6 protein-coding genes are annotated in these 12,585 nt (G+C 36.5%); 1 reads left to right on the top strand and 5 read right to left on the bottom strand.

The window, feature by feature from the left end; translation table 11 throughout:
- Positions 1–149: 149 nt before the first annotated feature.
- On the bottom strand, positions 150–1,628 hold the full coding sequence (locus TY13_RS02035; RefSeq protein ID WP_042471029.1) for an O-antigen ligase family protein: 1,479 nt from the start codon (positions 1,626–1,628) through the stop codon (positions 150–152).
- A gap of 421 nt (positions 1,629–2,049) precedes the next feature.
- Between TY13_RS02035 and TY13_RS02030 the strand changes: the two genes are divergently transcribed.
- Positions 2,050–4,044, top strand: coding sequence for an S-layer homology domain-containing protein (locus TY13_RS02030; protein ID WP_042471026.1), 1,995 nt, complete (start codon positions 2,050–2,052; stop codon positions 4,042–4,044).
- 289 nt (positions 4,045–4,333) lie between these two features.
- On the opposite strand, the gene TY13_RS02025 is transcribed toward TY13_RS02030, so the two are convergent.
- The 4 genes from TY13_RS02025 to TY13_RS02010 all read right to left on the bottom strand — a co-directional run bounded on the left by TY13_RS02025 (position 4,334) and on the right by TY13_RS02010 (position 12,506).
- Entirely contained in the window at positions 4,334–6,346 is a 2,013-nt protein-coding gene (locus tag TY13_RS02025; protein WP_042471023.1) for an N-acetylmuramoyl-L-alanine amidase, read from the bottom strand.
- A gap of 199 nt (positions 6,347–6,545) precedes the next feature.
- Positions 6,546–7,454, bottom strand: a complete 909-nt coding sequence (locus tag TY13_RS02020; protein ID WP_042471020.1) for a C40 family peptidase — start codon at positions 7,452–7,454, stop codon at positions 6,546–6,548.
- Between the two features lie 255 nt (positions 7,455–7,709).
- Entirely contained in the window at positions 7,710–8,759 is a 1,050-nt protein-coding gene (locus TY13_RS02015; protein WP_042471017.1) for a CAP and S-layer homology domain-containing protein, read from the bottom strand.
- A 120-nt stretch (positions 8,760–8,879) separates the two neighbouring features.
- A complete protein-coding gene (locus tag TY13_RS02010) occupies positions 8,880–12,506 on the bottom strand; it encodes a hypothetical protein (RefSeq protein WP_042471014.1) in 3,627 nt (1,208 codons plus the stop codon).
- Positions 12,507–12,585 lie beyond the last annotated feature (79 nt).

Here is a 12,585-nt window from a genome sequence, read left to right as displayed (position 1 = left end):
CTTCCTCTCTTTTTATAAATTTGATACTCTATTACATTAACAAATTTTTCAATAAAATTCTATTACAAACATATGTCTTTATTACAACAAATTAAATCAAGTTAAAACAACAGGCATGCTAACATTATTTGTAGCATGCCTGTAATACTTTATTCTCCGTCTTTGTTCAAGTCGAGCATTGGATATAAATGACGGTTACTTGCGAAAATGGCGAAAATCATAAAGAAGAACATTGTGTATACTTTAAGCTCCCAAATATTATAGAAGAATCCGCACACACCTGTCGCAAACCATAAAGCAAACATATATTGTCCGAAAGCAGCGCGACGCTCCTTCCAAAACATCCAAAGCATAAATAGTAGGAAGCCTGCAAATAATATGACGCCAACCGCCCCTGTTTCTGCAATAACTTGAATATATTGATTATCCGAGTAGAAGTTTTTACCACCATAAATATCAGAGCGAATATTGTACTTTTCATAAATAGGCGAATCATAGCTCAGTGTTGCCGAACCACCAAACGTACCGAAGCCAGCACCTGTAATTGGGTAATCCTTCAATACCTCAAAACCTTTTTTAATGTAGAAAAGACGACCACTTTCGTTCATTAACGCTAAATTATCTTCATTAATTGTTTCCACAAAACGATTGCTAATGCCCCCGCCTATGTCTTCAGGTGCTACATCGTTTTCCACACCAATGCTTTGTAAATATTGCAAACCAAAATTTGTTGGTAAATACACGAGCACAATGGCTGCGACAAGCGTTAGCGCAATATTTTTTAGCATTTTCCAATTGCGCGCAAGCAACATAAAGAAAATAACAAACGTCACTGAAGCAATCCATGCCCCTCGTGATAACGTAAGTAGTAATAAACCTGTAAACGCTACTTGCGATACTATTAATAAATATTTATATTGCCCGTCCTTATATACAAAACGTAAAAAGGCAGCTGCACAAATGGCAAAGAACATAACTAACGCTAGCGAATTCGGATTATTAAGTAGACCATAAATACGTACGAAATTCGTTGATGATAATACTTTTTGTGTCCACACCTCAGGCATCCACAACATACGCATTGATAATTTCTCAACAATTCCTTGCACAAATAGCACAATACCTGATAAGAGCGTAATCCATGCCAGCTTCACGAAGAAGTTTTCAGGTAATTTACTGCGACTTAACACATAATACAGTAAATACATAATTAAAAACGTGCGTACTTGGAATAAAATAGCACCTAAACTAACACCATTGACATAGCCAATCACTGCGCCAAATATTAGAAATAGGAAAAATGCTAGTTCAAACTTTTTAAAATAGAAAAATGCTTTGAAATTTTTAATATTGAATAATAGCAATCTCACTAGCACAACAAACGTAATTAAATCCCCTATTAACTTCATCCCTGGGTTCAATTCAATAAAGAACGACCTAAAAATAACATATGGGATTAAAACAACTAAGCTTTGAAATGGCTTAAAAAAAGCGAATAGCGTGAAAAACACCGCAGTACTAATTAATGCAATTTTGGAAGGGATAATCGTTGCTGCAATTAACACGGCAATTGTCAACGCTATTTCAAGCCACTCCTGCTTCCCAATTTTCACCGACAAATCTTTCATTATAGATATGAACCCTCTCTTTCATTTTCTCTCCTTAAATGAAACGCGCCTTCTATGTATATGGTTGCGATTACTAACTATTATAATATAAGACGTTTCTAAGTATAATATGGTTACGCTATTATTACAACGGAATTGCGAACGATGCGTTAATTTATCCCATATAAATAGGTAATAATTTTAAAATGAAGTTGAAATGATTATTTTTAGTTTAGACAACAAGGAATAAATTAGCCAAAAATATAATTTCAACTTCAAATAGATTTTAAAGTACTATACATTTAATTTAGTATAGTACTTTTTTATATTCCTCATTACCATTATACCATTCGAGGTTACAATATTATTACAAACTACTTCTCTTCTATTCATCTATTAAAAATGCTGTTAAACTATTATAGATTGAAAGGAGGATCTTTTTGTGATCAAAAAATTAACATCCCTCGTGATTGTCATGATTTTTGCACTAACTGTAATCATGCCATCTTCATCGTATGCGAATGATATTAAAGGGCATCAGATGGTGAATGAGTTAACACATTGGGCAAATCTAGGCGTTATTTTGCCAGATAGCAAAGGTAATTTTAATCCTAACCGTGCTGTAACACGCGGCGAATTTGCTGCTTACATTACACGTGCATTTAATTTACCTGCATCAGACAAATATCAATTTTCAGATTTAAAAGTCGGTGATTCTTTAACATTTGAAATACAGGCAGCTGCGGGCTCTGGTATTTTAGGAGGTTTCCCAGACGGAACATTTAGACCGAATGACCAAATTACGCGGCAGCATATGGCAGCCATGTTATTTAAGGCTTTGCGTTATTCAAATGTTCCACTTGATACAGCACCATTAACATTTAATGATAATAATAAAATTAGCAAACAATTTCATGAAGCTGTTGCTACATCTGTTTACTATAATATTATTCGTGGCTCACATGAGAAAAAAGGTGTATTTTTCAATCCACAAGGCTCTGCAACAATTGCACATGCAGCGGCATTTTTATACCGTACAAACGTTGTAATACAGCAATATGGACAAGAAGAAAATACAACGAAGCCTGAGCCGCCACCTGTTGAGTCAGGTAAAAGCAACTATTATATAGGCTCGGTTTCTGGCACAACAATTACAAAGCAGCCAACTGTCTATACTACATACGAGCAGGCAGAGAGCGCTTACCAAGCTTCTAAAAACAATAATTTGCTTTTCCAAGGGGATAAAATTATTAAAATGAGCTCTGGTATTGCCTCCGCTGCTGATGTGTCAGCAAATACAGTTACTATCTATGGTAATAAAGAGCTGACTAACGCCTTAACATACGTTGTTGAAGGCTCAGAGCTTAAATATTTCGGGAGCAATGATAAGTATGCCATCGTCCAAGCTGGTGATACAAAGGGCTACGCAAAAATAAGTGAAATTACATTAACACCTACTTCGCTTGTTAAAGGACGCGACTATTATTATGTCTCAAATGGCATGCTATTACACAAGCTTTACAATCATATTAAACAAGCCTATTTCGGAGAATACTCCATGGGAGAAGCGCCAAGCTTTATGGCACCTGGCGTTCAATATTACGGCACTGATGGCGTGCATTTCTACAATGCAAATGAACAACTTGTAGGCCAGCATTTTCAATATTTCCAATTTGCATCTTTACGCCAGCCAACGAACTATACGGCTGAAGAGCTAGATTACATGATTAATGCTATTCTTGAAGAACGCCGTGCTGCTGGTCCTCGCTACGCGAATATTTTAACTGAGTCACGCTTACTTGGTTTAGGTAAATTCTTAAAACAAGTGGAACAAGAACATCATGTCAATGCACTATTTATTTTAGCAACAGCAATACATGAAAGTGATTATGGTATAAGTGCTAACTCGCTTCAAAAAAATAATATTTTTGGTATCCGCGTTTTCGATGCGAATGAAGCAGCAGGTTCAACCTATGCGTCTCCAAACGATAGTGTTCTTGCTTTCATTAACCAATATGTGAATAAAAACTATGCACCTCAAACAGGTGGCTATGCAAAAGGCGCTGTACTTGGCAATAAAACAACTGGTATCAATGTCCATTACGCATCTGACCCATTCTGGGGTAGCAAAATCGCAGGTCATATGTACCGTTTAGACAGTCGTTTTGGTCGCAAGGACTACAAGCTAGGTCGCTTAGCAATGGTAATTAATGATGGCAACTCCGTAAATGCACGTATGGAGCCCTCAACTTCATCAGCAATTGCTTTCACATATAAGGCAAAAGTGATTGGTGAATCAGGCGCTTTCGGCTATCCTGTAGCAATCGTAGAAGAAACAGTAGGAAGTGATGGCTACATCTGGTACAAAGTATATTCAGATGAAAACCCGCCAGCTGATTTTGTCTGGATTCGTTCAGATTTAGTAAAACCATTCTAATTTAAAAAAGTTGTCGGAAAAGCAGGCTGACGTGCCGCTTTTCTGACAACTTTTTGCTGTTTTATTGAGTTATTAGCCATTTAGAAAAATGTAAATGCTTTTTTATGGCTTATTTGCACTTTTGCCTGTTTTGCTGGCGCTTTCTTCGAGTTATCTGCGAATTTCTATGGCTTATCTGCGATTCTCCCAAGCTATCTACTATTTCTCAAGTCTTGATATTTCCCCAACAAAAAAGGACTGCTAGGAATGTAGGTGTTAACCTACTTCTCTTACAGTCCTTCATCTTTAATTATCTACTATAGTATTCTACAATCCCGTCATAGATTGCTTGAGCGAAAATTTCAACATATTTATCGCTTGTTAGTTTATTGCGATCCTCTTCATTTGTAAGGAAACCTAATTCTACTAATACAGCAGGTAATACAAGACCTTTTACTACGTAGTAATCAACACGTTTTACGCCGCGATTATTCATATTTGCCTGTTTTACAATTTGATTATTAATTGCTGTCGCTAGAGCAAAATCCTCTTTTTCATTGTCATTAGAAGAAACGCTATAGTAAGTTTCTGTCCCTTTAGCTGATGAACTAGAAGCAGAGTTTACATGAATACTAACAAACATTTCTGCGTAATTATTTTTAGCAATATCTACACGGTCCTGAAGCGACGGATATGTATCTCCTACACGCGTCATTTTCACAACTGCGCCACTTGCTTCAAGCTTCGATTTTACTAAACTTGCTACTTTTAGCGTAATCGCTTTTTCGGCAGCTGTTTTACCGTACGATGTTCCTGGATCTTTACCGCCATGACCCGGATCAATGACAATAATGCGTCCTGCTATTTTAGAACCTGTTTGGTTAATAAAGCGTAAATACGTTTTATGAACATAACCCGTTACACCATTATGTGTAATTTTTGCCCAATTACCAGAAATCGAATGCACTTCTACAAGAGTCCCTCTGTTCATTTTTCCTAATGATGCAGATGAACCTGATGCAGATTCGCGAATATGTAACGCGTCTACTGTTACACTACCAATCGTTTTTGTGTTAAGTGTTGGTGGTTGCTCAGTTTCTGGTTCTTCAATATTTGGTTCCTCAGGCGTTGTAGGTGTTTCTGGGTCCGGTGTTACAACTGGCGGTTTTTCTTCCTCACCATTATTGTCAGGCTTTTCTTCAACACCATTGTTATCCTTTGGCGGTTCAACAGTAATGTCATTTGTTTGTGAAATTCGAACATAGCCCGGCACACCGTTTTGCTCTGTTAAATACCAGTTACCTGTTGTTCCATAAACTTTAATTGTTGTTTCATCTGAAAATGTCCCTATTGTTGGACTATTGACATCGCGTGTTTTATATAAATTAACCTCACCAAATGCCTTTACTTCCTTGCTTACCTTTTCTAAAGCTTGTCCATCAGCTGCTATTAGCTGTGCATAATCTTTAGAAATGTATGCATAGCGTCCTTCGTAAGCAATTTTTAACCAACCATTTGTGCTAGCTTCATATAAATGGAACGTTGCACCTGTGTTGACTTTACCTAAAATATTTGATGCATTTGCCGAACTAGCTGAAGAACGTACATTTAAATTATCAGTAGTCGCACGTACTTGCCCAATCGCATCAGCAACATTTGGAATCGTTACTCCTTTAACAGGTAAATCCAAACGATATTTTTCATTTTTAGCACGAGCAATAAATGACGCAAACTGCGAGCGCTTCACAACTTCTGTTGCATTATATTTCGTACCTGTTGTATCACCCTTAGTAATTCCACTGTAATAAATAGCCGCAATATATTTATAATAAGCATGTGTTGGCTTAATATCTGTGAATGGTACTGTCAGCTTGCCAAATTCCTCTGCATTTAATTTGAAAGCACTAACAAGCACTTTACTCATCTCATCACGCGTTAACGGTACATTAGGACCAAATTTACCTGCTGAGTATGCTGAAAAATATCCTAATTCCACAGCGCGCTCAACATATCCAGATAATTCTGTCCCCACTTGAACGTCAGAGAAAGATGATTTTTTAACAGTTAATGGTTTATTTCCCGTAGCTTCAACCACCATTTTCGCAACTTGTCCCCGCGTAACAGGTGCGTTCGGTTTAAATATTGTTTTGCCATTTTCCGTGTATCCTTTAATTACCCCCAAATCTACTAAGTAATTAATTTCTTCATACGATCCATGTGAAGTAGGAACATCGGCGAATCGCGCATTTGCATATACATTATGTATATTAAACATTGACATTATGACGACAATTAACATCAGGCTGACTTTTTTGAAAGACAATGCCTCTCTTCCTCCCTTCTACTTTACCAATCTTAATTGTAACAAAAATTTACCTGCTGCGAAATCCAGTTTTCGACTTTATTCCACCTTTTTTGTGAAAACCTCATTTCGACATATAATTTGACGGATGAATATCGCAAAAAGTTACATTTTTTATAAAAATAGGAGAGGTTTTTTTCATCGCCTCTCCATACACTACTTATTGTTGCATTGCTCGATTAATAAATGCTTCAAGATGGGTTAATGTTACGTAATCATTTATAGCGAATGTGCCATCACCTTTACCTACAGTAATACCTGTAGAGGCTAAAATAGCAATATAATCACTTGACCAATGTGATTTCGGTACATCCTTAAACACTGGTGCATCACCCTGCTGTTGTAAATCAAATGCTTGAACTAAAATTTTTGCCATTTGTGCACGTGTTACAGGTGATGCTGGATTGAATTTACCTTTTTCATCGCCTGTGAATACACCAATTTTATTTAATGCTGTTACAGCTCCTGCATATTTCGCCGATTGTTTTACATCTGGGAATGGAGAATTTGTATCAAAAGTATCGATATTTAATGCCTTCGCTAATTGAATTGCTACTTCTCCACGTGATGCATAGATAGTGAAATCAATATCTGCTTTTTTTACTTCAGCTTTGGCTACATCGATATTTGCTACACGCTTTGCGCCGATATAACGTTTCGCCCAGTAAGATTCATTAATATTTGTTACACTTACTCCTTTACTTGTTTGGGAGTGGATAAACTTTTGATCACCTATGTAAATTCCTACATGTGACACACCTGCTCCAGATGTATTGAAAAATAATAAATCGCCTTCTTGTAAGTTACTTTTTGCAACTGCTTGGCCTTGCCCGTATTGTGAGCCAGATGTGCGTGGTAATGAAATACCTAAATCGCTAAATACTTGACGTGTAAATCCTGAGCAATCAAAGCCGCTCGTTGTCGTTCCTCCGTATACGTATGGTGTTCCAATATATTTATAAGCCGATGACGTTAACTGATCTACTGATGCTGCCTCTGCCTCATGTGAATTTGCTCCTGCAAAAATCATAAATGCAGCAAATACAGGTATTAAAACTCGCTTTTTCAAAACTTATTACTTCCCCTTTCAAAATTGCCTTGGCTTCAAGCCCAATTAAAAGATTACCATAGAATATCACGCTGTAATTTTTCACTTATGTAACAGTTTACAAAATGAAAAAAAGCGCGAAACAACAGCATTAACGCTGCAATTTCACGCTTTTTGTATATTTTTCTCGTAATAAATGTGTCGACTCCGTAACTACATTGTAATATTACACGCTATTTTTTTACATACCCGCTCTTTTACAAAGATAAACATTTTTTATTTACTTGAAAATAGCTGCACCCAATAATATTGTCCACTGACAGTACGTTTTATTCCTATACCAATGTTTGTATAACTCGATTTTAAAATATTTTCGCGATGTGCAGCAGAAGCCATCCATGCATCCGTAACAGCCTGTGCTGTATTAAAGTTGCGTGCTATATTTTCTCCAAAGCTTGTATAAGTATAATCAAACAATTCAGCCATGTCCCACGGCGCGCCATAATGCGGTGATTTATGATCAAAATAATTACGTTGAACCATGTCCTGTGCTTTAATAACTGCTAATTGCGATAATAGTGGATCATGCTTTAAAGGCGCTAAGCCGTTATCCTGTCTAATCTTATTTACGTTTCGAATTGCTTCTTCCGCGAAATTCGCTTTCTCATTAAGCGTTGGTATATAGCCTTTTATAAGGTAATCATAGGCAATTTCATGATTTTTAACCTTCTGTTGAAAATCCATCCCTCGCACTGCAAACGCAGCTAAATGGGCACGTGTTACGTAAGCTGTTGGTTCAAATTTGTTAGCTGTCTTTCCCGTAATAATTTGAATATCCGCTAATGATTCAATGTAATCTTTTGCCCAGTATCCTTTTGGCAAATCTTTAAAGGTCATTTTATTTTGGGCGTCTGTTGTAATATTGAAGGCAAGTGCAATCATTTTCGCAAGATGCGCACGTTGAAGTGGCTCATCTGGTCGAACATATTCATTGTTTTGAATAATTCCTAACTCTGCTAGTTTGCAAATTTCTGCATAATAAGGATGTGTTGGAAGTACATCGACGGCCTGCAAAGGGAAATTTGACGAAAATGCCTCGCCAGTCGTTCGTGCGATAATAGCTGCTGCTTCTGCTCTCGTAATAGTTTCATTCGGTCTAAATGTGCCATCTTCAAAGCCTTCCATATATCCCGCATTCACCAACTCCATAATTGCTGGTGTCGCCCAATATGTACTAGGTAAATCTTTAAAGCCAGCATCTGCTTTTGCGGGTGTTTGCCAAATGACCATAAATGCCAGCAATGTGACAATTAACTTGTTTCTCATCCTTCCCCCCCTTTAAATCAATACTAGAAAGGAGGCATCTTTGATTGACTTTCTAGATGCCCCCTTACATTAATCCTACATTAACTTTTCTATACCCGTCTACTTCAAAAATTTAAACCTTTATTCAAGCCCTAGCTCTAATTCATAACGTGTTAGGAATGTATAATTTGTTACTAGCATTTTTTCTTCTGGTATTAATTTATCATAAGCTTTACGAGCCGATTTTACTTTTGATTCAAAACTGCGCACAGTTGGGTCAATTTGTTCAATTATCGAGATGACCTTTTGTGCATTTTTAATATTCTTTTCAGCATTTTTCAAAATATCGTAATTGTGCACTTGCTTTTTCAATGCGGAAGGTAGTGTTTTATATAAATCTACTGCTTTTGCAACATCGTCGAAATAAGTGCTAGATGTTGAAGACAGACCAGCAATTGTTTTAATTACATTTTCCACACCTTCAACATTCGTAATGGCTTCTTGTAACTTATGGTAATTCGTCACGCGCATTTTTTCGTCAGGTGACAATCTTTCATATGCTGTTCGAGCTGCTTGCAAGTTCCCCATGTAATATTTGTCTGAGGGGTTCAGCTTTTGAATCAGCTCATATACATGGACAATGCTCGATAAATCTGTGTAATCAGACATATTCGTAATGAAGGACTGCTGTTCATTATTTAATTTGGCTAAAGCCTTTTGAACTGCTGTTACTTGCTTAGCTAAATCATTACGAGGGTTTGATAGTCCTTCGATTAATTTTATAGCAGTTTCAACTGGCTTAATGTAGCTTTCTTCAGCCTTTAAATCGTTTATTAATGTTACGCCTCGTTTATTCGCAGAGCTTAATGCATTGTACGCTTCACGAGCCGCCTTCACATTCGCTACATAATCCTTTGGGTTACTCCCTTTAATTGCACGAATCATCTCATCAACGCGAGCGCCACCCTGCACATTTAACTCTTGCTCTAATAAACGAGCATAGTTGGAAATTTGCGCTTTGTCGCCTGCTGATAAAGCATTGTATGCTGCACGCGCCCTTGTTACATCCTCTACAAATGTTTTACTCGATTCTTTAATTAATGAAATCTGCTCCATCACCTTAAAAATCGGCGCTAGCTCTGTCACTAAACGCTGCTCATTCGTCACAAGCTTACGGTCTGTAAAGCTTAGTTTTTCATGTGCCTTTAGCGCTGATTTATATTGTGAAATAAATTTTGTCGCATTTGCTGGGTCAAGTGCCGCAATGTCTTCTGTTAGTTTCAATACAGGCTTAACAGCTTTTTCACGTGTTGTTAAGTCTTTATAATTACTTACCATACGCTGCTGATCCTTCGATAAAGAATCATATGCATGACGAGCATCAATTAGCTTTTGTATATAATCTGTAGCTGTTGGAATTGCCGCATTTATTAATGTCTCTACCTTTTCAACAGAAACCTTAGTCGTATCACCTGCATCTAATAAATCAGCATTGACTACTTTTTCCTTATCTATATCTGCTAGCTTTGCATAGGCTGCCTTCGCTGCCTCAAGATTCACTAAATAATCCTTGCTAGATGTTTTTAAGTCTGCAATCATACCAATTACTTTCGCTGCCTCAATAACAGGTGCTAGCTCATTATAATTTGTTACAAATACTTTTTGAGCTGCTGTTAATTTATCATATGCCTTTTGAGCTGCCTCTACCTTTTTTGCATAATCCTTAGCATTAGCCTTTGAAGGCTCTGGTAACTTAACAATAAGTGTAGTTACTTTAGTAGCTGCCTTGTAATTTTTCTCGATTGCTTGGAAGTCTTTATAGTTTGTAACGAGCTTTTTTTGCTTTACTTTTTTATATTCTGCCTTAATATCCGCAATCGCTTCTCCTACTTTATCATCAGTAGTTGTTTTTAATTGCTCAATTTTATCAATAACGCCTTTTGCCATATGGAGGTTGTCCTCTGCTGTTTGCAATTTCGAAACGTACTTCTCTTTGAGCATATTCAGCATTGGTGTGTATTCTTCGCCTTTAAAGCTCTCTTCAATCGCTTTAAAATCTGTTTTTAACTGAGTAACTTTCTCCTCATACTTCTCATCTTTAGTTTTTAATGCATTAACTCCTGTCATAAACTGCACAACAGAGTTTAGCTTCTCTAGCTCAGCATTATTGTAAACATAATCCTTCATATTACCTAAGTTCGCATAAGCTTTTTGCATAGCTTGAATACGGCTTAATAAAGATGTTTTCCCATAATAAGTTGGCAATCCTTCTATGCCTTTTGTTACCTTTAAAACAGCAGTATATTGCTTTTCCAAATTTGTTAACTCAATGTAGTTATACACTAATTTTTTAGCATTTGCTGAAGTGCCTGATGTATCTTGTACATACTTTTCATCATAAAGTGCTCTTGCTTTACTTAGCTCGCTTAATAGCTTTGCAGGCTCTATATTTTTCAAGCCCTCAATTGCACCTGTAATTTTCTTAGCCTGTTGTACATCGAAATCTACAATTTTTAATTTTTGGTCTGCTGCCTGTAACAAGCTATCTATTGCTGGCTTATGTTCGGTAAGGGACTCTGGTAAAGGCTGCTTTGCTACTTCGTTATATACATTTTTTGCTTCTTCAACTGCAGATTCATAATCTATAACATCGCTCTTTGATGAAGATTTTAACTTTAATCCTACAACCTTTTCCACAACATTTTTATATTCTTTTAATGCTTCAAGTATTGGATAATTTGTTACTAATGCCTTTCCACTAGTATCTAAATTTTCATAAGATGCTAGCGCTTCATTAACCTTCGATACAAACCCTGTATCTAATAATGGTTTAATAGCTGCAATCTTTTTTACTACAGAAGCTGCATCTACATTAGCTTGTTGAAAAGCTTTTAATACATTGTAGTTAGTTACTAAGCTTCTTTGATTAATAGTTAATTTATTGTAAGAACTCATTGCGTTATTAATAGCCGTTGAATTAGGCTTCTCACCAAGCTCTGCAATTTCTTTGATTACATCATCAGCAGCCTCAATATCCTGCTCTGCCTGCTTTAACTTACCTTCATTAATGATGTATTTTTTGAATTCTTCCTTAACATTTATATATTGGTCTCTAAGCTCTAGTACTCGCACGCGATATGCGTCATTTTCATCTAGCTTTAAAATATTGATAGCTTCAACTATTTTTAGAACATCGCTAAGCGCTGTAATACCCTCTTTTTGGTCCTCTAAAAAATGACGATAGTTTTCAGGTACTTTCTCATCTGCTTTTTTCAAATTTTCAATACTAGCTCTCAATGTATTGATACTAGTAGTAGGTTTATTATTAACAATAGTTTCGTAAGCCTTCACTACGTCTTTTACTATTGCTATATTAGTTTCTGCTTGTTGCAATACTGCAAGTGCCTTTAACTCTGTCCCCTCAACACTATAGCCTTTTACGACCTCTTGTACTTCTAAAGATAAAGCATTATAAGCGCCTCGTGCTTCTGCGACCTTATTTGAGTAGTCCTCTAATAAATAAGGTTCGGGAGTTAATAGTACCTCTATAAAATTTATAACAAAATCTTCCGCCGCATTTTCAGTTTCATCAGTAGCATTTTCCTCTTCTAAAGCATTAATAATCTCTTCATCAGTTGCATTTGCCACTACATTAAACGGTAACTGCTTATTCTGTTGAATATCTGATATCTGCTCATTCGCCTGCACTAATGTTGCAGGTACTAAAAGCAAGCTTGCAAGTACTCCTATTCGTACTTTATTGTTCATTTTGTTCATCCTCTCATACATAAATCTACCTAGACTATTTATCGGCAAAATTCGCATTTTTTCAAGTTAAAAATGGAAT

It is taken from the genome of Bacillus ndiopicus (assembly GCF_000612805.1).
GTDB lineage: Bacteria > Bacillota > Bacilli > Bacillales_A > Planococcaceae > Metasolibacillus > Metasolibacillus ndiopicus.
The sequence above is the reverse complement of the archived record's forward strand: the minus strand, read 5'-3'. Positions and strand labels throughout refer to the sequence as shown.

Bases quoted from the DNA above. Each gene is read 5' to 3' on its own strand.
- TY13_RS02035 (WP_042471029.1), bottom strand. From the start codon at position 1,628: ATGAAAGATTTGTCGGTGAAAATTGGGAAGCAGGAGTGGCTTGAAATA.
- TY13_RS02015 (WP_042471017.1), bottom strand. From the start codon at position 8,759: ATGAGAAACAAGTTAATTGTCACATTGCTGGCATTTATGGTCATTTGG.
- TY13_RS02010 (WP_042471014.1), bottom strand. From the start codon at position 12,506: ATGAACAATAAAGTACGAATAGGAGTACTTGCAAGCTTGCTTTTAGTA.